At 56.5% G+C, this 22629-nt stretch carries 18 protein-coding genes; 5 read left to right on the top strand and 13 right to left on the bottom strand.

What is annotated here, in order from left to right; genetic code table 11:
• Positions 1–14 precede the first annotated feature (14 nt).
• Together OS242_RS01710 and OS242_RS01705 are read right to left on the bottom strand one after the other, a co-directional pair.
• Positions 15–1391 carry an HNH endonuclease gene (locus tag OS242_RS01710; protein WP_267149926.1) on the bottom strand — a complete coding sequence of 459 codons (1377 nt, stop codon included), beginning with the start codon at positions 1389–1391 and terminating at the stop codon, positions 15–17.
• Between the two features lie 400 nt (positions 1392–1791).
• Positions 1792–2667: a hypothetical protein gene (locus OS242_RS01705; protein ID WP_267149925.1), complete on the bottom strand. Its 876-nt coding sequence runs from the start codon at positions 2665–2667 to the stop codon at positions 1792–1794.
• A 98-nt stretch (positions 2668–2765) separates the two neighbouring features.
• On the opposite strand from OS242_RS01705, the gene OS242_RS01700 reads away from it, so the two are divergent.
• Entirely contained in the window at positions 2766–4250 is a 1485-nt protein-coding gene (locus tag OS242_RS01700; RefSeq protein WP_267149924.1) for a YeeE/YedE thiosulfate transporter family protein, read from the top strand.
• An 80-nt stretch (positions 4251–4330) separates the two neighbouring features.
• Positions 4331–4522, top strand: a complete 192-nt coding sequence (locus OS242_RS01695; RefSeq protein WP_267149923.1) for a sulfurtransferase TusA family protein — start codon at positions 4331–4333, stop codon at positions 4520–4522.
• 41 nt (positions 4523–4563) lie between these two features.
• Here OS242_RS01695 and OS242_RS01690 read toward each other — a convergent pair whose 3' ends face one another.
• Entirely contained in the window at positions 4564–5019 is a 456-nt protein-coding gene (locus OS242_RS01690) for a DUF6884 domain-containing protein (protein WP_267149922.1), read from the bottom strand.
• A 136-nt stretch (positions 5020–5155) separates the two neighbouring features.
• Between OS242_RS01690 and OS242_RS01685 the strand changes: the two genes are divergently transcribed.
• Together OS242_RS01685 and OS242_RS01680 are read left to right on the top strand one after the other, a co-directional pair.
• Complete coding sequence (locus OS242_RS01685) at positions 5156–5356, top strand: hypothetical protein (protein WP_267149921.1); 201 nt, start codon at positions 5156–5158, stop codon at positions 5354–5356.
• A 3-nt stretch (positions 5357–5359) separates the two neighbouring features.
• Positions 5360–7306 (top strand): EAL domain-containing protein, encoded by a 1947-nt coding sequence (locus OS242_RS01680; RefSeq protein ID WP_267149920.1) that lies wholly within the window; start codon positions 5360–5362, stop codon positions 7304–7306.
• Between the two features lie 52 nt (positions 7307–7358).
• Here OS242_RS01680 and OS242_RS01675 read toward each other — a convergent pair whose 3' ends face one another.
• The gene (locus OS242_RS01675) at positions 7359–7697 is read right to left on the bottom strand and encodes a nuclear transport factor 2 family protein (protein WP_267149919.1); all 339 of its coding nucleotides are present in this window, start codon (positions 7695–7697) and stop codon (positions 7359–7361) included.
• A 71-nt stretch (positions 7698–7768) separates the two neighbouring features.
• On the opposite strand from OS242_RS01675, the gene OS242_RS01670 reads away from it, so the two are divergent.
• Entirely contained in the window at positions 7769–8335 is a 567-nt protein-coding gene (locus tag OS242_RS01670) for a YdcF family protein (protein ID WP_267149918.1), read from the top strand.
• 72 nt (positions 8336–8407) lie between these two features.
• Here the strand turns inward: OS242_RS01670 and OS242_RS01665 are convergent, their stop codons facing one another.
• The 9 genes from OS242_RS01665 to dapB form a co-directional block, all read right to left on the bottom strand.
• Positions 8408–9574 (bottom strand): HD-GYP domain-containing protein, encoded by a 1167-nt coding sequence (locus tag OS242_RS01665; RefSeq protein WP_267149917.1) that lies wholly within the window; start codon positions 9572–9574, stop codon positions 8408–8410.
• Between the two features lie 123 nt (positions 9575–9697).
• Positions 9698–15067 (bottom strand): AAA family ATPase, encoded by a 5370-nt coding sequence (locus tag OS242_RS01660; RefSeq protein WP_267149916.1) that lies wholly within the window; start codon positions 15065–15067, stop codon positions 9698–9700.
• Positions 15068–15097: 30 nt separating this feature from the next.
• Positions 15098–16774, bottom strand: coding sequence for a hydroxysqualene dehydroxylase (locus OS242_RS01655; RefSeq protein ID WP_267149915.1), 1677 nt, complete (start codon positions 16772–16774; stop codon positions 15098–15100).
• A 175-nt stretch (positions 16775–16949) separates the two neighbouring features.
• A complete protein-coding gene (locus OS242_RS01650; RefSeq protein WP_267149914.1) occupies positions 16950–19283 on the bottom strand; it encodes a hypothetical protein in 2334 nt (777 codons plus the stop codon).
• Positions 19284–19397: 114 nt separating this feature from the next.
• Complete coding sequence (locus OS242_RS01645) at positions 19398–19796, bottom strand: hypothetical protein (protein WP_267149913.1); 399 nt, start codon at positions 19794–19796, stop codon at positions 19398–19400.
• 7 nt (positions 19797–19803) lie between these two features.
• Entirely contained in the window at positions 19804–20148 is a 345-nt protein-coding gene (locus OS242_RS01640; protein ID WP_267149912.1) for a hypothetical protein, read from the bottom strand.
• A gap of 1 nt (position 20149) precedes the next feature.
• Complete coding sequence (locus tag OS242_RS01635; protein ID WP_267149911.1) at positions 20150–21403, bottom strand: CCA tRNA nucleotidyltransferase; 1254 nt, start codon at positions 21401–21403, stop codon at positions 20150–20152.
• A gap of 11 nt (positions 21404–21414) precedes the next feature.
• On the bottom strand, positions 21415–21807 hold the full coding sequence (gene mgsA, locus OS242_RS01630; protein ID WP_267149910.1) for a methylglyoxal synthase: 393 nt from the start codon (positions 21805–21807) through the stop codon (positions 21415–21417).
• 15 nt (positions 21808–21822) lie between these two features.
• Positions 21823–22629: a 4-hydroxy-tetrahydrodipicolinate reductase gene (gene dapB, locus OS242_RS01625; protein ID WP_267149909.1), complete on the bottom strand. Its 807-nt coding sequence runs from the start codon at positions 22627–22629 to the stop codon at positions 21823–21825.

Below are 22629 nucleotides of genomic sequence, written 5' to 3'. Positions count from 1 at the left end.
AGTGATCCTCCTCGTCATCTATATTTATCTCCACCGCCCCAGATCGCACGCCCTCCGGTGTGTGTGGCTTTTTTATGTATACTGATGTCTACTAGTTGGAGTTTTCCTTCCACTTGATGATGATGCCATGTGTATCCGTCAATCTGATCTTCACCGTCCCGGATCAGTTCAAGTTGAAAATCCGTAAATTGCTTCGAATCAACCTTACCTTCATCAATTGCTTTTGACAATTGCTTGGTTGCTTTTCGGAATTGAAACGTATCTCGTTTCAAATAATCATCCGGGTCGAGTTTCATTTCAAACTTCGAGAACTTGTCGAAGATCGGGAAGCCTAAAACATCGTACTCAACCCCATTATAAACAGTCCCCGCCTTGCTTTGATTCATGATCGAACGCGCTCGAGCCGTATCCTGATTGAGATACACTTCCACATTCTCGACCACGCGCTTGAACTCCTCTTTGTTCGTGTACCCTTTCACTTCGTCCACAGATAGCAAAAATTCGTCGAGACTGTCATAACCTTTGGGCAAAACTTTTTTATAGGGGCGCAAAACACGCGTGCCCTCAAATGATCCGCCAGTAATGCGGAAAATAGTTCGCCCACTCGGACCACCTGCCCCTGCTCCCTCAAAAGCGAGCGGCATGCTTCGTTCAAGCTTGAACATTCGCGCACCTTTCGTCAACGCTTTCCCCGCCATGCGCAATGCGCCGCTGGAGAAGATACCTGCCGCCGCCATTCCTCGCTCCACACTGGACAGTTCTTCACCGGTGATGACATCACGACCAGTTACTGCGTCAAAAAAGGACAAAACGTTCCCAACGATCGGGATCATATGTGCACCAGCCGAGATCACTTCCGACCACCACTGTTCAGATTCCGTTTTTGGCAATGAATCCGCGATCTCGCGGAATGCTGCAGATGCCTGCGCATCGGCAATTCCAGCCTCACGCTCCATCTGCCATTCCAGCTCCCGAATTCGCTGGATGATATGCCGACGATGTGCTTCTTCGTCTGGTGTGAGGTTATGTGGGCTCCCGAGCGTGTTCTCTAATCGTTTGATTTCCATCTTCAGTTGTTCGACGTGTTCCATTTTATATGCGAACGTTAGAAACACTCTAGATGCTTGCTCCAATGCAGAGCCTGCTTTTAACATTTCTCCTTCCATCCACTCACTGGACTCTTCAAATGAAGTAGCTCCTTCACCTGACCAGCCCTGAGTGCCTGTGACCAGTTGCTCCGCGATTTGTCGAAAGCGATTGACCTGTATTCGCAACTCCTGTGCGGCCGCTGCAAATTTATATCCTGCCTCTCGCATACGGGCTGAATCTGCTTGTACGTACATTTCTACACCTGCCATAATAATTTTATTTAAATAACGAAAATTGTTCACATAGATGATTCCACATGATCGCCGGTAGATCCTTCTAATATAATGAAAAACCACTAATCCAACGATAGTGGTTTTTCATTACCCCTTTATACAATTCCTTACGCATCGACAACAACTCCGTAACCGAACCGCAATTCGGTCGGACTGCCTCCTCCCGCGTCACTTCCTCTTACGACTTACCCAAGTCTCTCCGCCCTCGTAAACCTCCCTCGTCAACGCATACTCGCGATACCAAAACACGATGCTCGGGTTATCTTTGTCCTCATAGCTAAAATCAAAGCCTAAACGATTACCGCCCGAATCATCGGCGAACGAAACCCCATCTGCAGGAGACCTCTCTTCTAAATGATACGACCTAATCAGGGAGTCCCATGAATGGCAGTTTTAACAATAAGGAGGTCTATATCTTCTGATTCAAATCGCCGATCAGATCATTAATATCGCTCAACCAGCGACAGTCCTCAGCTGCCTTCACAAATCTTGCATACTCGCTTTCATTTTTCTTAGAGTCATACAACTCATCCCCCAGGACATTCGGATGCATGGCGGCCGCCATAAAATAGACCTGTTTCATCGGATCAGCCAAAGCTGGAACCCCTGCCAGATAACGATCAAGAAACTCATCGACAGCAGTATCGTCCGTCAAGAAATCCCAATTCGAGGAGATAGACCTGCCCAACAACTTTTCAACGTGCGGCTTCTCGATCCCATTGCGCAATGAACTGACGATGAAATACACTCGATCATTCGGAACACCGTATATCTCTTGCGATTCTTTCACAACTGCTTTGATGTAATCGTACCATCCCTCACCACGGTGAAAGCCCAGATCAGTCATGAACTTCAATGTTGCACACGGTTTTTCTTCCTTATAGAAAACAATCAAGCCATCCTTTGCGCGCTCCACCGTGATCCGGTCATCATCGAGTTGTTCCATAAAAAAGTCTTCGAGTGCAGTCCCTATATTGATCGAGACACGGCGTGCCGCTTTTTTACGTTTGAAGTTAGCAAGGCGCAGAGCCTCCTCCTCCATGTACACCTTCGTCACTTGCATGAAGAGCTCATGCGTGCGAGAATAAGGCGTATGGTCACCCGAGTTTGGGATGAGCCGTTTAATCTGTTGTGCCAAGACAGGGGTGTTCAACACAGCAGAGAGGTTCTTTCCCGTCAAACTCTCGATCAGCATTTGTAGGAACTGGTTGTTCTGTTTTTGAACCTCAACCAAGCTTTCCAAGGACTTGCTGATGCTCTCGAAATACTGTTCTGTCTGATTCACTCACATTACCTCCTGAGTATATATTTATTTCACAGAGAGATGGCGGTCTCTCTAGAAATAAATATAACACAGGAGGTTTTTGTGTTACAATCATTTCTTTGGATGAAAATCACAACTGCGTTATTACTAAGTATATAATCATTCATTCCAAAGCATACTCCCCCGCCATATTTCCCTCCCCGTCCCAATATACTGTCTTGTCAAAGGAGGTGACACATCACATGTTCACTCGATACTGGAACCCCTATCTCGCGATGATCCTCGCGGGTGTGCTGGCTGCTCTCTACTTCGGCATCACCGGAACGGTCTGGGCGGTCACCGGGGAGTTTACGCGGTATGGCGGGCATCTGCTCCACGCGGTCGGGATCGACACGTCCGGTTGGGCGTATTTCAATCTCGTCAGTATGAACGGCACGCCGCTTACCCGAACCGACGGTTGGATCGTGATCGGGATGCTGGGCGGGGCGTTGATGACGGTGTTGCTCAGTCGTTCGTTCAAGATCCGCATGCCGCAGCAGAAGCGGCGGCTGGTGCAAGGCTTCATCGGCGGGATCATCGCCGGGTTTGGGGCGCGGTTGGCTTTGGGGTGCAATTTGGCCGCGTTTTTCACCGGGGTGCCGCAGTTTTCGTTTCATGCGTGGATCTTTATGTTTGCCACGGCGGTCGGTACATACCTCGGGGTCAAGGTCGTCAACACGCGCTGGTGGCGCGGCAGGCCGAATTTGAAGAAGGTGACTGCGACGAAAAAAGCATTCGCTACCGATGGAACAACAAAGACCAACCTTACAAATAGCACCCCACACCCAACCACAGCCATCACTCACACCACCATCCAACCCAACACAGACTCCCGCACTTCCCAAACTTGCACTTCCCAATCTCGCACTCCTCAATCTCGCACTCCTCAATCTCGCAGCATCCAGCCCATCCTCGGCACCATCGTCGCCGTCCTCCTCACAGCCCTCGCCGTCTTCTACTTCGCCACGGCCAGACCGATGCTCGGCGTCGCTCTCCTTGCGGGCGTTGGATTTGGCGTGCTCATCGAGCGCGGTCAGATCTGCTTTACCTCCGCCTTCCGCGATCTCTGGATCAGCGGTCGTGCAGTGATGACCAAAGCCATTGCCGTCGGCATGGCGGTCAGCGTCGTCCTCACCTTCCTCTTTCTCTACACCGGCTCCACCGCGCTCATCAAAATCGCGGCTCCCGGCACGCTCGTGGGCGGGTTGCTCTTCGGGCTTGGCATCGTGCTCGCCGGCGGCTGTGAGACGGGGATGATGTACCGGATGATGGAGGGCCAAGTGCTGTTTCTCGTCGTTGGCATCGGCAACGTACTAGGCGCGACACTTCTCGCGTACGGCTGGGATCACCTCGGCATCGCCGCTCTGCTCGTGGCAGGCTGGCAACCGATCAACCTCATCAGTTCTTGGGGCGCAGCATGGGCGCTGATCGGCACCCTCGCAATGCTCGGCATTTGGTACGCGCTCGCCCACTGGTGGGAGAAACAGTATCGCTACGGTCGCGGTCTGAAGATTGGCGGCGGCGAAAAAGGCGAAGCAACCAACGCAAAGGAGGTCTACTCATGAACCTCGATCTCACCGAAAACCAGAACCTCGACATCGACTACGTCCTCGACATCCGCGGCGAACCTTGACCGTTTCCCATCATGTATGCGCTGGATGCGCTGCAAAACATGGATCCGGGCCAAGTCCTGCAGGTGATCGCCGATTGCCCGCAGTCGTTCCGCAGCGTCCCGGAGGAAGTCATCAAGCACGGCTATGAAATGGTCGGCGATCCGATCCGTGACCGGCAAGACCTCTATTTCACGATCCGCGTCAAACACACCGCTCCCGACTAAAAAACGAGCCTGCCGCACTGGCACGCTCGTTTTTTTCTTCTTTATAAACGCTCCCTCCGCTCCACCGCTTCTTTCAATGCGCGCAACATATAGCCGATCCCCTTCTGCCCCGCCAACGGTCGGTGAATCACGGCCTGCCCGCCAAACACCGCCTCCACGACCCGCGCATACTTTTGTCCGCCCAGCAGCACGACCTCCTGTACATCCGCCAGCCCCTTCTCCGCCAACTGCCGCCGGAGTGCGTCCGGGATGATCACCCCGGACTTTCCGCTCGAAAACGAGACATCGTACGCTTCCGGCACCACGTCATCCGGCAGCAAAAATCCATGCTTGGCCGACAAAATCACCCAGCGGTCGAAGAACAAGTCCGCGTACTGCACCGACAGTTTGGCAAACGTGCCCGTATAGGCATGTCTCGCCGCCACCGGGCCCGCGTTTGGATCTTTGTCCCAGATCTTGGTCTTTCCGCATTGTACGATCCCAAGCCGTTTGCTCATCGATTGTCATCCCTTCCGCAAGTACACGTTGTCAATTCAATTAAACTATGGTATTTTGATTTTTAGTTACCCTCATAGAAGTCACCACTTCAAGCATAGGGTACATGATTTAAGGATTCAAGAGGAGGTGAGGAGCATGCAAAGTGCGATTCTGCGCAACGCGTTTCATTTTCATGAAATCGCGGAAAACGTTCTCAGTCTGGTGCGCGATCTGGTCGGAGCAAAAACGTTTTTTATCGCGTATACAAACCAGGAAGTTTTCACCGTGCTGAAGTTGATCAGCGAGGAAAACAGCCCGCTGCGCCCGGACAGTCTGCCGCTTGAGTCGTCTTACTGAGGCATGATCTACCTCGGCGGCCGTGAGCCGCTGGTCATCCCTGACGCCTCCCAGCATCCCGTTACCAAAGACCTCCCGATCACCAAATCGGGAAATATCGGCTCCTATCTCGGCGTGCCGATCCTGCTCGCCGACGGTACGATGTTTGGCACGCTGTGCGCGCTGAACAGCGAACCGTACGATTTCACCCAAGATGAGCAAGGCATCATGACGCACCTTTCAAAATTTCTCTCGCACGCCCTCGATCTCGAACAGTTGGCGGCGAATTTCCAATTAAAAAGCATGGCTCTGGAAGCGACCCCGAACGCGGTCGCCATCGTGACCATCGACGGGGACATCACATGGGTCAACCCGGCCTTCACCGAACTGACCGGTTACGAAGCGCGGGAACTGCCCACCTACCGCATGCTGGTCCCCGATGACAATCCGGAGGACAAAGCGACGTTCCACCAGATCCGCACAGCGGTCAACAACGGCAGCCCCTGGAGCGGCGAAGTTCTGACCCGACGCAAAGACGGCACCCGCTACGACAGCGAGCTGACGGTGACTCCCGTGCTCGACGAGGCGGGCAACGTGCGCTACTTCGTCTCGATCCAACGCGACATCACCACGCGCAAACAGACGGAGACTCGGCTCCATTTTCTCGCTCACTACGACACGCTCACTCAGTTGCCCAACCGCGTGTTGTTCCAGGAGCGATTGACCGAAGCTCTCTCGTGCGACGACCAAGACGCGCTTCCGGCTCTCTTGTTCGTAAACCTCGACCGCTTCAAAAACATCAACGACACGCTCGGCCATCACATCGGCGACTTGCTGTTGATCGAAGCGGCGAAGCGCATCAAGGACTGCGCAGGTCCTCGCGCCTTCGTGTCGCGGATCAGCGGCGACGAGTTTACCGTCCTCCTGCCCGGTCCGTTCGACAGCCTGACCGTCGAACAACTGGCCGAGCGCTTGATCCAGTCGATCAAACAGCCGATGCTCGTCGACGACTATGAACTGTTCATCTCCGCGAGCATCGGCATCTCGACGGCGACACGGCAGATCGATCCGGACACGCTGTTCCAACAGGCCGACCTCGCCCTCTCCCACGCCAAAGAGTCCGGTCGCAACCGCTGCCGCTTCTACACCGACGACATGGACAACTCCGGTCGCATCGAGATGGAAAACGCGCTGCGCAAAGCGGTCGACCGCGGCGAACTGATCTTGCACTACCAGCCCAAAGTCGACCTCGCCACCGGCAAGATGGTCGGCATGGAAGCGCTCGTGCGCTGGGAACATCCGACGAAAGGTCAGATCCCGCCCTACGTCTTCATTCCGCTGGCGGAGGAGATCGGCATGATCGGCCCGATTGGCGAATGGGTGCTCCGCGAGGCCTGCCGCCAGAACAAGCAGTGGCAAGATCAAGGCCTGCCCGCGCTATGCGTGGCGGTCAACCTGTCCGTCTCCCAGTTCCAGTACGGCAACATCGTCGAACAGGTCAAAGCGGCGCTCGCCGACACCGGCCTCGACGCAGAGTGGCTGGAACTGGAGATCACCGAGAGCATCATCATCCAAGATACGGAAAAGGTCATCTCCACCCTCCGAGACCTGCAGATGATGGGCATTCGCATCGCCATCGACGACTTTGGCACCGGCTACTCGTCGCTGTCCTATCTGAAAAAGTTACCGATCGACTCGCTGAAGATCGACCGCTCCTTCGTCAAGGACATCACCGGCGAATTAGAGGAAGAAGAGACGATTGCCAAAGCGGTCATCTCCCTCGCCCAAAGCCTCAAACTGCGCGTCGTCGCCGAAGGGGTGGAGACGGAAGCCCAGCTCCACTTCCTGATGTGCCAAAACTGCGACATGATGCAGGGCTACTACTTCTCCCGCCCGCTGCCTGTCGAGGAGTTCGCTCAGTTGCTGGCGAGCGGACGCGACTTGTTTGCAGGAGTCCGCGTCAACGCATAAAAGACCAACTGCCCGCGCGGCAGTTGGTCTTTCTGTTTGTATCCCGCAGGCTCTAGCGCAAAAAACGCACGCGCCGGATCAGCCCGTCCTCCACGAGGTAGACCGCGACGACGTGCCGCTCCTCCTCGCTGCCCATCGAGCCGGTCACCCGCTCCTCATCGATCACATAGGAGCCGACCGGGATGCGGTTCATGATCCGGCAATGCAGATTCGGCGAGTTGGCAAACAGGTTGGCGTACCGTTCGCGCATCGCGTCACGGCCCTGCATCTGCACGTGGCCGACACCGTCCTCGACGAGGCAGTCCTCCGCATAGCAGTTCAAAAAAGCTTCCAGATCGCGAGCGTTGTACGCTTCCAATTGCCGTTCCACAGGGAGCAAGCGATTTTCCATCCGACTCTTTCCTCCTGTAACGCAAATCGTCCGTTTCCCGACTACTATAAGGCAAAGGAGTTGGAAAGTCCATGAAAAAATGGTTGTTGTTTTTCACAGCGGGCGTCGTCGCCGGTGCGGTCTATCTGGCGTGGCAGTACTACACCATCGCCCATTTCGGCGAAGGAGAGGTCCCGACACCGTCCGACGCGATCATCGTCCTCGGCGCAGAGGTGCGCGGCACAGAGCCGAGTCCCGCGCTGGCCGAGCGATGCCGCTGGGCGTTTGAGGCGTATGAAAAAGGGCTCGCCCCGAAGTTGATCCTCTCCGGCGCCAAAGGCAGCGGCGAGATCTCCGAGGCCGAAGCGATGAAGCGGTATCTGGGTCGATTGGGCGTGCCGGAGGACGCGATGCTCCTCGAAGAAAACTCCTACTCCACCCGGCAAAATCTCCAAAACTCCAAAAAGATCATGGAGCGGGAAGGCATGCGGACCGCGGTGATCGTCACCCACCATTTCCATCAAAAGCGGGCCGCCGTGTTGGCCGATCAGATCGGACTTTCGGTCTCCTTCCACGGCGGTGTCTCACAGTCGATGTATGAGCCGTATTGGACACTGCGGGAGACGGCGGCGATCTTGAAGACGTACATCGGGAAGTGATCCTTCAAAAACAACCCCCTTTTCTCTGAAAAAGGGGGCTTTCTGCATTCTGCTAGTCAACACGCTGTATCTTCAAATCGTAAACGTCCATGAACTGAAATCGGCGTCTTCCAGTTCGTCAAACACATCCACATACTGATCGCGCACCTGCACGATCTCCGCCAGCGTGTCGAACAGCACATCGACCAACGTCGGGTCAAAATGCGAGCCCCGCTCCGTTCGGAACAGGTCCAAGACACGGTCGAGATCCCAGGCCCGCTTGTAACAGCGGTGGCTGCTCAAGGCGTCAAACACATCGGCGACAGCGGTGATCCGTCCGTAGAGGTGGATGTTCTCGCCGCCGATGCCGTGCGGATACCCCTTGCCGTCCCAGCGCTCGTGATGCTGTCCGGCGATGATCGCCGCCGAAGAGAGGATCTCGCGCCGCGACTTGCTGAGGATGTTGTAGCCGACGGTGGTGTGCGTCTTCATGAGCTCGTACTCCTCGCGGGTCAGCTTGCCCGGCTTTTTCAGAATCGAGTCGGGGATCGCCACCTTGCCGATGTCGTGCATCGGCGAGGCCATCTGGATCAGGTCCGACTCGCTCTCGCTCAGCCCGTAGCCGACAGCGAGGATCTTGGAGTATTTGGCGACGCGCTTGACGTGATAGCCTGTCTCCCGCGACCGCGACTCGCCGACCTCGCCCATCATATAGATCACTTCCCGCTGCGTTTCCGCGATCTCGTTGGCGAGCATCGCCGCCTCCAACGATTTGCCCGCATAGTACGCGGCGAGCGACAGATAGTCGAGATCGCGCTGGTGAAACAGGCCGTCCGGCGTCCGTTTGTTGATCGCCTGAAACGCGCCGATCACCTCGCCTTGATTGTTGCGGATCGGGATCACGAGCAGCGCATGCGTCCGGTAGCCGGTCTGCAGATCGATCTCCGGGTTGAACCGGCGATCCTGATAGGCGTCATTGATGATCAGCGGCTGCCCGGTGCGGATCGTGTCTCCGACCACACCGGCATGCATCGGAGTGCGGATCTCGCCGACCTCGTGCGCGACCTGCGTCCGCAGCTCGCCTTTCTCCTTGTCGAGCAGCCACAGCGTGCAGCGGTCGGCCAAGATCATCTCCCGTCCCATGTCGGCCATCAAGGTCAACAGCTTGTCCAGACTGCGTTCGTCCGCGATGCGCGATGTATAGGTAAAGATCGTTTTGAGCAGAGCATCAGGATTTACTTCATGTTGTGGCACGTGCATGGCTATTCAGCACCTTATGAATCAGATTTATAACTGTTTTACAAATTCATTTTAACATGGGTGCTTGAATTCGCCAAGTTTATAAAAACGACGCGTAGTAAACGTCCCCTCTTTCGTCGTCCATCAAACTCCCTCGTCGAGCAGTACCGTCTGGCTGGCCTCATAACCGCGCCCTGTCGGCTGCGAACAACGCTCCATCCAGATCCGGGCCATGCGGTCATTCGGCACGGTGGCGAGACAGTCGGCAAACATCTCTTTTGCGACCTCCGTCTCGCCCCGTTGGAACAGCCGGATCGCCGTCTCATAGCGCAGTTTCGTCTGTCGCTTGCCCTCGCGCACGTCGTCCGGGTCGGCATCAAACACTTCGTACAGCACGATCTCTGCCGTCTTGCCCCGCACGCGCACGCGGTCGAGCAGGCGGATCGAGTACCGGGCCGGATCTTGCAGCCGCCGCAGCGTCGCCTCCGCGATCAGCAACGACACGCCGTACAGTTTGGTCAGCCCTTCGATCCGCGAGGCGAGATTGACCGCGTCAGAGATGACCGTCGAGTCCATCCGGCGCAGACCGCCCAGCGTGCCGAGCATCAGCCGCCCGGTGTTGATTCCGATGCCGATCTCAATCGGCTCTTCTCCCGCATCGACGCGTTCGCGATTGTACTCATACACCCGATGCTGCATCGCAATCGCGGCTCGCAGCGCGTCGTCCGCCCCTTTATCGAACAGCGACATGATCCCGTCACCCACGTACTTGTCGATAAAGCCGCGGTTTTCGATCACGCACGGCTCCATGCGGCTCAGATACTCGTTGAGAAAACGGAACGTCTCCTCCGGCGTCATCTTTTCCGCCATCGTCGTAAAGGAGCGGATGTCGGAAAACAACACCGTCATCTCCGCCGATACATGATCGCCGACCGTGATGTCGGTAATGCTCTGCTTGTTGAGCAGTTGCAGGAACTGATGCGGCACAAATTTGCCGTACGCCTCGCTCAGCTCCACTTGACGCCGATACAGCTTGGCATTTTCAATCGCCGCTGCGATCTGCGTCGAAAGCAGGTTGAGCAGTTCAAAGCGGTCGGCGGTAAACGCTCCCGTGGTCAGGTTGTTCTCCAGATAGAGCACGCCGACCAGACGACTCTGATTGAGAAAGGGCATGCACAGCACCGACTTGGGCCGCACGTCCCGGAAATAGACGTCCTTGGCAAAGATGTCGCTCTCCGAAGCATCGTGCAACACGACCTGCTCTTTCATCCGTCGCACATACTGCAAGACGCTGACCGGCAGATCGCCGCGTTTGCTGAGCGGCACCGATTGCAACACTTCGACCGTTTCGCCATCCATTTTCTCCGCTTCGATGAACAGTTCAGGACCCCGCTTGACCAACAGCACGCCCTTTTGCGCACCTGCGTTTTCCACGACGATGTTGATCAGATTTTCCAGCAGTTTGTCCAGCACGATCTCGCCGGAGATCGCCCGCGATGCTTTCATCAGCGTCACGAGGTCGATCTGCCGCCCGCCTTCCGAAGTCTGATGCGTGGACGACGTCATCGCCAATTCGGCGCGGGACGCGTCCATCTCCCACAGGTGGGTCAACAGATGCCCGTATTGCTCCGACAGATCGCTCGCCTTTGCCGTCGCCCCCCATTTTAAATAGGTATACAGCGCATCGGTCAGATAGGCTTTGGCCACCTTTTCCCGGCCGCATTTCAGATAGTAGCGTCCGGCGCACTCCTGCGCGATGGCGGCGTTTTGGATGAAACCATGCTCCAGTGCCGATTCAATCGCCCGATCGTACAGTTCCATCGCCGTCAGATCTCGTCCTTCGATCCGTTCGATCTCCGCGCTGATCAGCCAGTATTTATGCAAAAAGTTCTCTGGTCCGTTCACCGACCACTTCTTCAACTGGCGCAGGAGGCTTTTCAGTTTTTTCCGGTACCCTTTTTGCTCGCCTTTTTTGGCACAAGGATAAAGCGCGCAAAGGGTCAACGCGTGGTAAAACACATACTCCGGCACCTGCGGTTGAGCCAGAAACGACCCCAAGATCTCCTCCATCCCCTGCGCCATTTTCAGCGCGCCTTCGTACTCGCCAAAGAGATAATTCGCCTTTAGCTTATAGAGGAAATAATAGCTTTGCCGGCGCAGATGGTCGTCCTCCGCCAGTTTTTCCAGATACGTCTCTTCGTCAAAGTCAGCGTCCCGAAGCGAGCATTTCCCCGCCGTCTCGCCGGTGAGATTGGACACCATCGCCTTCAAGATGAGGTAGTTGTCATGGAAATCAAACATCCTCGCCCGATTGGCAAAATCCATATAAGCGCGCATCTCGCGCTGCACATCGACCAGCGGATCTCCTGCGATCAACCGGCATTGCAACATCTGGACCAGCGTGAAAAAGGCGTAGAGCACATCCCCCGACTCAAGGGAACTTTGAAAGCCGATCTTGTAATGGTCGATCGAGGTGCTGATCGGATTGAGCCAGTGATTGGAGAACGTCGCAAAGGAAAAATCGCTCTTGCTCTTCATCTCCGGATAATAGCGGTCGTTAAAAGCGGTGGCGAGCTTGGCAAACCGATAGCCGTTTTTATGATCGCCAAACCCCACTCCAAGCAGGACGCTGTAGCCGCCGTACGCCAGCGAACCGACGATGGAGTTGCCGTGTTTGAGCGACATGTTCAACGATTTGAGCGAGAGCAACGCAAACAGGTTCTGGTTGGTGAAATAGGCGGCCGTTGCGACGTTGAACATGATCTTCATCGCTTCCGTCCGGTACGGGTCGGTGACGGTCGGCAGGTGCAGCAGGTCCTCGACCTCGCCACCCTGCAGTTTCCACTTCAGATTCCATTTGACGAGCAACATCTCGAGGGCGATCCGCCACGCGCCCGTCTTGCCGTGCAAGCGGATGCCGAGCAAATTGATGCATTCGAGCCCGAGGCGAATGACCTCTTCGTACAGCCCTTTGGCGAGGAACAGCGTCGTCTTGATCTGATAGAGATGCGCCTGCTCCAGCACCGTGCGGGCGTTTTGCATGATCAGGTCAAAACACTGCTCCGCCGTCTCAAAATGGCCGCACAGATACTCGACCTCGGAACGCTCGATATACAGCGCATACGCCGTCTCGTATTGCGCCGTCCAGCAGTCAGCCTCCAGCAAAGACACGCCTTGACGAAGATATTTCAAGGCCGGCTCATATGCGGTCGAGAATTTTGCCCGCTGCCCGGCGAGGAGATTGAGCGAGATCAATTTCTCGAGTTGCTCGCGGGTGGCCATAAACTCACGACCGACATTGAGGTGGTTGACCATGTCAAACACGCGGTCCTCCCACTCCTCCTGCCGATTCGCGTACGTGTCCAGCATCAGGCTGCCGATCTTCCAGTGCACCGACTTGCGCTCCGTCTCCGGCAGCAGCGAATAGGCGACCTGTTGCACCCGGTCATGCAGAAATTTGAACGACACGTTAAATTCGTCCGGCAGCACCGATCCCGGACCTTGCGTGCCGTAGAGCAGTTTGTACGACGTGCCGACCGGCACGACCAGTCCGTCCTGCAACGCGCTCCACAAATCGTCGGCCGTCTCCTGCCGCGTTTGGTTGAGCGCGGCGCAGAGCGTTTGAAAATCAAACGTCGAGCCGATGCAAGCAGCGACCTTCAGCACCTCTTGCGTGTACGGCGGCAGAGCTTTGACCTTTTCCAGCATGAAATTGACGAGATCGTCGGTGATCTCCAAGATCTCGATGCCGGCGAGGTCCCAACACCATTCCCCTTGCTCATGATCGAAGTAGAGATGGCGGTCCGCATACAGCGACTGCATAAATTGGCGCACGAAAAACGGGTTGCCCCCCGTCTTTTGCATGACGATCTCCGTCAGGCCGTCGCTCCGCTCCTCCTCACATTGCAACGTGGCGGCGATCAACTGCCGGACGTTCGCGTGATAGAGCGGTGTCAGCAAGATCTGGCGGAGCGAGCGCTTTTTGCGGCGCATCTCCTCGATCATCAGAGCGAGCCGGTCGGAAGCGGACACTTCGTTGTCGCGGTACGCCCCGATGAACAGCAGATAGGACGTCTCCACCTCCGACAGAAAATATTCCATCAAATTCAGCGACGCCGGGTCAGCCCACTGCAGGTCGTCGAGAAACATCACCAGCGGATGTTCCCGTTTCGTGAACACGGAGAGCAGATTTTGCATCGCCAGTTGAAATCTCACCTGCGTCTCCAACGGCGGCAGTTTAGGCACGGCCGGCTGTTTGCCAATGATCATCTCCAGCTCCGGGATTACGTCGATGATGACCTTCCCGATGCCGCCGAGCGAGTGCAACATGCGCTCACGCCACAGCGAAATCGCTTCCTCGCTCTCGGTCAGCAGTTGGTTCATCAACTGACGCAGCGCTTGGATCAGCGCATGATACGGGATGTGACGTTTGAATTGGTCAAATTTGCCGGAGATGAAAAAGCCGCGCTCGCGGAGCACCGTCTTGTGCATCTCGCCGACCAGCGCCGATTTGCCGATCCCGGAAAAGCCGCTGACCAGCACCAACTCGCTCATCCCTTGCGAGGCGAGGTCGTACGCGGCCAGCAGTTCGTTCAGATCCTGATCGCGGCCGTAGAGCTTGGCCGGGATGAGGAACATCTCCGATTTGTCCGCTTGACCGATGGGAAACTCAGCGATCTCGCCGGTCTCCGCCATCCGGTGCAGGCAATACTCCAGATCGCGCTTCAGCCCGTAGGCGCTCTGGTAGCGGTCTTCGGCGTCCTTGGCGAGACAGCGCATCACGATGTCGGACAAGGGCTTGGGCACGGCCGGATTGACCAGACAGGGCGACACGGGCTGGCGAGCGATGTGGCAGTGGATCATCTCGACCGGGTCTTCCGCCGCAAACGGCAGCTGCCCGGCCAACATTTCATAAAACGTCACCCCGAGCGAGTAAAAGTCGGTCCGGTAGTCGATGGCGCGATTCATTCGCCCGGTCTGCTCCGGCGACATGTAGGGCAGCGTGCCCTCCAGTTGCTCCGGGGTCAACATCTCCTGCTGCTCCCCGGTCAGGAGCGAGGCGATGCCAAAGTCGGTGATCTTGATGCCCCCGCCGTTCGGGGAGACGATCAAGTTTTGCGGCTTGAGATCCTTATGGATCACCTGCCGCTGGTGGAGCGCGCCGAGCGCGTCGGCGAGCTGGATGGCGAACGAGAGAAACGTCGTGATGTCAGGAGGCTCTGCGGTCAGCACCTGGCTGAGCGCGACACCGCCGGTGTCTTGGAAGACGATCGCCACCCCGTTGCCAAACGGGATGAGATCGAGCGAGCGGATGACCCCGTCGTGCTCGATTCCTTTGGCGATCTCGTACTCGCGCTTGTATTTGGCGATGTCGTCCAAAGGCGGATATTCTGCCTTCAGCGCTTTGACGATCACGCGCTCTTGCGTTGGGGCATGCAGGGCCCGATAGACGACCGCCTTGTTCCCTTCATAGAGCTCCTCGACGATCTCGTAGTCGGCGATCGCAAACAACATGGCTTTCTTCCTTCTTTGTGTAAGAGTCGCTTAGAACAGGATCTCTGCCAGCGCGTGGATCGAGAAACGCTTGGTGTCGAGGATTTTTCCTTCCCAGGGCAGCCCTTGTTCAAAGCGCTTTTTGTCGTGTTTGTGCCAAAGTGTCAGCAAGTCATGCTCATACATCTCAAAGATCTCGCAGGGCGGCGCGTCCGAATCTGCCGCATCCAGAATGCAGTTGACCGCACGCCGAGCCGCTTCGTTGGCCGCTTCCATCGACGCGAGGTCGGTGTTGGTGCGCACATAGTCGGACGCGAGAAACAGATTCGGAATGCGGGTGTAAGCGAACGGACGCAGGTCGAACGTGTGGACGTTGTTGACCAGCAGAGGTTCGAGGTTGATCTTATCCCGCGGATTGAGGAATTGAATATCCGGATCAAGGAAAGAGCTGTGCAGCATTTCGTCATCGAGCACGACCTCGGTATGGTTGAGGCTGCGTTTGATCTGCTCCCACACCTCTTGATGGATCTCTTCCTTCGTGCACTCCATCGCCGTTTTGCCAAAGAGGATGCCCGGCGTGGTCCAGTCGGAGACGTCGACGGAGAGGATACCCTTCACCGTGCCGTCACCGCGGTTCCTGATGTCATAGCCGTCCCAGAACTGGATCTGCGAGATCGAGGTCAGCGCCCAGGGCGAGTCCATGTAGGCGACGTGACCGCGCACGACCTCGACGTCTTCCTTCAAATAATATTGAATGCCGGTCATCCATTGCACCGACGTCGATAACTTTTGGATCGCCGCCAAGTTGGGCGCTTCGACCAGCATCTCGTCGGAGATCAGCTTGGCAAACACCTCGACCGGCAAGGCGGAGAGGAAATAGTCGCCGCCGACCGTGTGCGTCTCGCCGTTTTCCACGACGGTGACCGACGTGATCGCGTTGTTTTTGCACTGGATCGACGTCACTTCCGCGCCGAGGTGATAGTCGACGCCTTTTTCTTGTAAAAAGTGCAACCACGGCCCGATCCACACATCGTTGGTCGGACCGTTCAACACGCGGTCGTTCGTTACGCCCGGCGTCAGCATATCCAGAAACAAAGCGGCCGCCACATCGCCGATCGTCTTTGTATTCGACTCTTTCGCTTTGGCAGCGACCAGCGTGCGGGTGATCGTGGCGAAAAACTTTTGGTAGTGGACCGATTGATTTTCCGCGTCGATAAACTCCCACCACGAGATGTTTTGGTATTCGAGCAGTTTGCGCTCGCGGCAGGATGACATCACTTGCCAGGTCTTTGCCGCGGCCAGTTCGATCTCGTCTTCGCTGAGGTTGAGGTCGCTGTCGATGATCGACCGCAGCGCCGTCTTGAGATCCTCGATGGAGGACGGGAAACTGGACAAAAGTACGGTCAGCGGATGGTCAAAGCGAGCCATCCCCATGCGCGGCACCGGGACCAGATTGTCAAAAACTCCGTTTTCGTTTTGACCGTATGGAATGCGCTTCATCGTATCGGTGATATGTCGATAAAATCCGGGGAAAAATCGAAATCCGTGCTCACCCGGCAGATCGAAACGACCGTCCGTTCCCGAGCCCGGCACCGGCATGGAACGCGCCTTGCCGCCCGGAATCTTCTTGTATTCATAGAGAGCCACGTCAAACCCGCGTTCGATCAATTCATGTGCGGCGCTCATTCCAGCCACGCCGCCCCCCAGAATGACCACTTTCTTTTTCATCCCCCATAATCCCCTCTCACACATAAACACTCAAATCGGTTCGACCGATCTTTCCCCCTCTTTATTTATATCATTTAGACCGAAATTAAAAAACGGTTGTTTTGCAAAAAGGGAGAAAAAAAGACTTGGCTCAATCGCCAAGTCTTTCGGTTAATAATGTGGTTATTGATGGTCTCTAATAGGTGTATCTCATGAAGACAGAACCGCTCGTGGAGTTGGCCGCCTTTTGCATCCTGATCGTGTCGGTGGACGATCTGCTCGGCAGAACAGACGGTGTCGAATAGATCACGTCGACATATCCTTGATTGTCCGTGATCACTTCCAGCGGCACCTTCGTCAACAGAATCGATTGGCCGTTTACCAGGACATATGCCTGACCCACCGTTTCTTTATCGACCGTTACGGAGTTCGAAGCGGTGAGATAGACAGCCGTGTACGGACTGGTGTAATTGATTCGCTTTGATTCCCAAGCAACGAAGTGCAACGGACCTTTCGGGATCGTCGTTCCGGCTGCGAGAGACCCAGTTTTCGCAATCAAAGAGGTGCTCGCCTCAAGTTGATTCACACCTTTATAGGTATAGGTGATCTTTTTCGTGATCGACGGGTTCACCGCTTGGTTTTGCACCAAGATCGTGTCTACCAAAGCTGCAGCCGGCAAGTACATCGGCGTCTTGTAGTCGATCGAGATCGACCCGGTCGAGTCGGTGCGTACCAACGTGGGCACGCCCGGCGTCAATGCGACTCCGCCAGACTCTGCCGTCGCTTTGCTCTGTGCGTTGAGCGTCAGATAGACGGGCGTATTTTTCATCGCCTGGACCTTCGAATCATAGACAACGAGATCGACCGTTTTGGTCGTGCCCGGTGCCAAAGTGCCCGATGCGGCGATGTATTGCGGCATAATCACTTCTTTCATCGCCGTGTAGGTGTAGGAAATGGAACTGGTGGATTTCGGATTCACTTGCTTATCTTGCACTTTGATCGTATCGGTACCACCGTTCGGCAACTCAGCCGGAGCGGTGTAATCCACGACGACTTGCCCGAATTGATTGGCCGTGAACTCCTGCGGAACGTTCGTCAGTTCTGTGCCGTTGACCCATGCGGTGCCGCCACCGCCCGTTTGGGCAATCGACAGCCAGACCTTCCCGTACGGGAACGCCTTTTGGTTCGTTCCGGTCACGTTGACAGCGAGGCGCTTTGTTTCTGCAGGTTGCAACGTGCCTGTATCCGCGACGAAACGCGACGGGACAAATACGACACGAGACACACTGGCGTAGGTGTAGCTCGCAGACGCTTTCGGACGGACGCTGATCGGCGAATCGAACACTTGGAGCGTATCGGTGCCGCCGTTCGGGAACAAGCCGGAAGCGGTGTATTCAATGGTCATATTGCCCAAGTCATCCGTTTGGAACGCCTCAGGAGTCTCCCCCACCATGCGGCCATTGACGGTCACGGTACCGCCATCCACCGCTTTTTTTACGGCCAGAAACACTTCTACCTTGCCAAATGTCGTGTTCGATCTGCCGGTTGCTTTGAGCTTGAGCTCCTTGGTTTCATTCGGACGCAGGCTGCCGGTCGTCGCGATAATCGTCGGCGAGAGCACGAGGCTGCCAAGCGGCGAGTACGTATAGGTGGCGGTCTTTAACATCGTCGGACTCACCGCTTTGTCTTGGACGACAACCCGTGCAGTGCCGCCTGTGATCGGCAGCATTTCAGGTGTCGTGAAAGTGACTGTGACCTCGCCGTCTGGGCTGGTCGTGAACGGCTTCGGCGTGGTGTCGAGTGATTCCTCGCCGACCTTTGCCGTGCCGATGCTGCCTGCCGGGAGCGACAGCCAGACCTGGTAATTTCCAAGACCTGCGCTCGGGTACGACGAATCCATCGCTTTGACCACAAATTTAGCTGAGCTGTTGCCGAGCAAAGAGCCGGTCGGAGCGATCGTTTGGCTCACCGACAAGGACTTCAGTTTCACAAAAACAGCTAGAGGTTGAGCCGGCGAGGACACAGATGGGTTGGTGAGGTCGCTCAATCTGAGATTGACTATACCCGCATCGCTTTTTGAAATGCGGAACGTCGCGATGCCGTCTACCGCCGCTACGACGTACTTGCCATTGACGATTTTCGCTGGCGCACCGTTTTGATCCGTGACCGTGACACGGCCGGAATAGCCGCGAACGAGCTCCAAAGCCACCTCGTCAGTGGCCGTCTCGACAACCGTGCCGTTGGCTCTGACCAGCTTTGCCTGCAAGGTCGCTTCATTGCCGACCAACACTTTGTCTAACACAGGCACGACGATTCGAGCCGGTACCTCCTGTACGACAACCTGCTGTTCCGCACTTTCATTTGTTGCTTGTGTATCGGTCGGAGCGGCTGCTCCGGTGGTGACAGTGGTGGACGTTGCGGTTTCGGTCGAGCCCGTCCCGGTCTCAGCGAACGTAGTCGGCACAACCGTCGTCAAAATCAACGCCGTCGCCAACAGGTTCGACACGAACTTCATCCCTTTTTGATTCAATGATCTTCACCCTCTCCAGTTGCTTATCTGAATATATATGACTAAAAGGATCAAAATCCTGCCGTTTCGACAAAAAAAGAACCCAGTTATCACCAACTGGGTTCTTTTCCTCACTTATGGAGCGTCTCTCTTGAGCAGAAGAAATTGTTCTCTGTCATCGGGGTCGGCAAACTCCGCGATCTGATCGTGCTGCTCATACGTCCCGGTCGGCACATCGATCAACGTAAAAGCATCACCGATCACGTACCCCTTCTGACCGATCTCCCGATATTTTTGCACATGTGTGTCAATGAATCGTTCGGTTTGATCTTTATTGCCTTTATTGCCTTGATTGTCCAGCATCTTGGTCCGACCGTCACCCGCCCGGACGATTGAATATTGCCCGTCGTCTCCGAATATATGCATCGTGTCTTTCCCGTGCACATATTTTCCTTCATTCGTCAGACATCCTGACAAGATCAAGATCATCAGCAACGCACATCCCACGAAGACCGTCTTCCACCCGTCTCTCATCTCGCCATTACCCCTGTCGATAGGTCCTCTTCTTCACCCGCTTCGCCAACCATGCGTCCCGCTCAGCCAGCAACCGCTTCATCACTTCTGTCTCAAACACATAGATCTCCGACTCCGGGCCAAACTGCTCCCGGCGGCGGTCGGCAGCCTCGATCTCTGCGTGGAGACGGTCCAATCGTCTCGACCAGCGGGCGGCCGGGGAGAAGTACTCCAGATAGAGCCAGTAGAGCGGCGCGAGGATCAAAAACGAGGTCAGATAGGTCAGCAAGGGATGTACCCGCATCACATCGAACGTCGCTTCCAGCCACCACTGCAAGGAGAAATAAACCAAGACAAACAACGCTGTCGACACGTCATCCACCCTCTCCTTCATCCAGAGTCAGTTCCCGCAACAGTTCCTCCCGCCGATTTCGCTCCGGCTCCCGGAGCACGAGTTGAGCCAGCCGGTTCAGCATCTTGCCGAGCATCGGCCCGGTCGGGACACCGGCGTTGAGCAGATCCTGCCCGCTCACCGCCAGATCCTGCAACGACCAGAGGGGTTGCCGTTCGGCCTGCTCCTCGATCAACCGCTCCCAGTCGAAGTCCCGCTTCCCGGTCTTCCCCGCTTCCAGCGCGGCAAACGCCTGACAGCCTCGTTTCACCGTCTCATACCCATGTCGGTAAAACACCTGCCGCCACTGTTCGGCGCTCCATCGCCGCGGGTCGCCGTACTCCTGCATCTGCCACGCCCCGCGGATCTGCGATTTCACCTCACCGGACAGCTTGAGATCCTGCACCGTCTTTTCCATCCGGGCACTATCGGTCTGCACCGCCCGCAACACGACGACCAGCCGCACGGCGAAATCACGCGGCGCATCTGCCGCCCATCGCCCGGCCAGAAGCCATGGATCGATGCCGAGCCCCCACGGGTCGTTCACCCGCACATCGAACGTCTGCGGCCGTGACAACACATAGCGCAAGGCATCGGTCTGCTGGAGCAGCGGGATCGCCGCATCGGGTGCTGACAACAGCATCTTTTGCCACTCGTCGCGGATGCGCTCGCGGGAGATGCGGCGCAGCGATTGCGACTCATACGTGATCGCCCGCAGCGTCTCCTCCTCGATCACAAACCCGAGCTGCGCCGCAAACCGGATCGCCCGGAGCATCCGCAGCGCGTCTTCCTCAAACCGCCGAAACGGATCTCCGACGGCGCAGATGATTTTGTTCTCCAGATCCTCTCTCCCGCCGAACGGATCGTGGAGCGTTCCGTCACGCCCCAGCGCCATCGCATTGATCGTAAAGTCGCGCCTCGCCAGATCCTCCCGCAACGAACGGACAAACACCACCTCATGGGGTCGACGTCCGTCCTCATAGTCGCCGTCGGTGCGAAACGTCGTCACCTCGTAGCGGGCATGATCGGTCAGTACCGACACCGTCCCGTGCTTGATCCCGGTCGGTACCGTATGCGGAAACAAGGCTTGCACCGCCTCCGGGAGCGCAGACGTGGTGATGTCATAGTCGTACACGTCGCGCCCGAGACGCTTGTCCCGCACGCACCCGCCGACCAGATACGCCTCATGCCCGGCCCGCTCCAACTCCGCCACCACTGCCCACGCATCCCGTTCCATCGGTGTCAAGCCTACTTCACTTCCCTCCACGCAAAATCGCCGCGCTCGAGCGCCTTCACCAAAATCTCTGCCGTCGCGATGTTGGTCGCGACCGGGATGTCGTGGACATCGCACAAACGCAGCAACGCGAGAATGTCCGGCTCATGCGGTTGCGCCGCCAACGGGTCGCGGAAAAACAGCACCAGATCCATCCGGTCCTCCGCGATCAACGCGCCGATCTGTTGGTCGCCGCCGAGCGGCCCGGACAGAAACCGATTGATCGTCATTCCTGTCGCTTCCATGATCCGCAGCCCCGTCGTGCCGGTGGCGTACAGCGTCGCTTTTTCAAAAATGTGCTTGTACGCCACGGCAAAATTGACCAGCGTGTCCTTCTTTTTATCGTGGGCGATCAAGGCGATGTTCATGATCTCGCCCCTCCTTTAGTCCAACAGGTTTTCGAGGCCGTAGACCAGCCCCGTGTAGTTCATCACCATTTTGCAGGACATCACCACGCCCGGCATGAACGACTCGCGGTTGATCGAGTCATGGCGCAGGGTCAACGTCTGTCCGAGCCCGCCGAAGATCACCTGCTGATGCGCCACATAGCCTGGCAGACGTACGCTGTGCACGCGCATGCCTTCATAGTCGCCGCCGCGTGAGCCGGTGATCGTCTCGTGCTCGTTCGGATGGCCTTGTCCCATCGCCTCGCGTTCCTTCGCGATCAGCTCCAGCGTTTTCAGCGCGGTGCCGGACGGGGCATCGAGCTTTTGGTCGTGATGCATCTCGATGATCTCCACATGCGGCATATACTTCGCCGCCATCGCCGAGAAGCGCATCATCAAGATCGCGCCGATCGCAAAGTTCGGCGCGATCAGCCCGCCGATCTCCCGCTCTCGGCACTCGCGATCCCAGTTTGCGATCTCCTCCGGCGTCATCCCCGTCGTGCCGACGACCGGACGCACGCCGAGTTCAATCGCTTTGTCGAGGTTGCCTTTCACGACAGACGGATTGGTGAAATCGATCATCACCGTCGCGTTCGTGTCGATCAGCGCTTTGCCGAGATCGTTGTAGAAAGCAGCCTCGCCGCAATCAAACCCGAGCACCTCCGACACCTGCACCCCGTCCAGCGTGCGGTCGACCGCGCCGACAAAGTCCAACTCCGGATCGTTCATCACCGCTTTGACCGTCTCGCGGCCCATCTTGCCTTTCGCGCCGACGACAACGACGCGGATTTTCTCTTCACCCAT

Origin of the sequence: Tumebacillus lacus, from assembly GCF_026410385.1 — a bacterium.
GTDB classification, from domain to species: Bacteria; Bacillota; Bacilli; order Tumebacillales; family Tumebacillaceae; genus Tumebacillus; species Tumebacillus lacus.
This window is presented reverse-complemented; position numbering and strand designations above follow the sequence as displayed.

Bases quoted from the DNA above. Each gene is read 5' to 3' on its own strand.
- OS242_RS01695 (WP_267149923.1), top strand. From the start codon at position 4,331: ATGTATGCGCTGGATGCGCTGCAAAACATGGATCCGGGCCAAGTCCTG.
- OS242_RS01690 (WP_267149922.1), bottom strand. From the start codon at position 5,019: ATGAGCAAACGGCTTGGGATCGTACAATGCGGAAAGACCAAGATCTGG.
- OS242_RS01685 (WP_267149921.1), top strand. From the start codon at position 5,156: ATGCAAAGTGCGATTCTGCGCAACGCGTTTCATTTTCATGAAATCGCG.
- OS242_RS01680 (WP_267149920.1), top strand. From the start codon at position 5,360: ATGATCTACCTCGGCGGCCGTGAGCCGCTGGTCATCCCTGACGCCTCC.
- OS242_RS01675 (WP_267149919.1), bottom strand. From the start codon at position 7,697: ATGGAAAATCGCTTGCTCCCTGTGGAACGGCAATTGGAAGCGTACAAC.
- OS242_RS01670 (WP_267149918.1), top strand. From the start codon at position 7,769: ATGAAAAAATGGTTGTTGTTTTTCACAGCGGGCGTCGTCGCCGGTGCG.
- OS242_RS01665 (WP_267149917.1), bottom strand. From the start codon at position 9,574: ATGCACGTGCCACAACATGAAGTAAATCCTGATGCTCTGCTCAAAACG.
- OS242_RS01660 (WP_267149916.1), bottom strand. From the start codon at position 15,067: ATGTTGTTTGCGATCGCCGACTACGAGATCGTCGAGGAGCTCTATGAA.
- OS242_RS01655 (WP_267149915.1), bottom strand. From the start codon at position 16,774: ATGAAAAAGAAAGTGGTCATTCTGGGGGGCGGCGTGGCTGGAATGAGC.
- OS242_RS01645 (WP_267149913.1), bottom strand. From the start codon at position 19,796: ATGAGAGACGGGTGGAAGACGGTCTTCGTGGGATGTGCGTTGCTGATG.
- OS242_RS01635 (WP_267149911.1), bottom strand. From the start codon at position 21,403: ATGGAACGGGATGCGTGGGCAGTGGTGGCGGAGTTGGAGCGGGCCGGG.
- mgsA (WP_267149910.1), bottom strand. From the start codon at position 21,807: ATGAACATCGCCTTGATCGCCCACGATAAAAAGAAGGACACGCTGGTC.
- dapB (WP_267149909.1), bottom strand. From the start codon at position 22,629: ATGGGTGAAGAGAAAATCCGCGTCGTTGTCGTCGGCGCGAAAGGCAAG.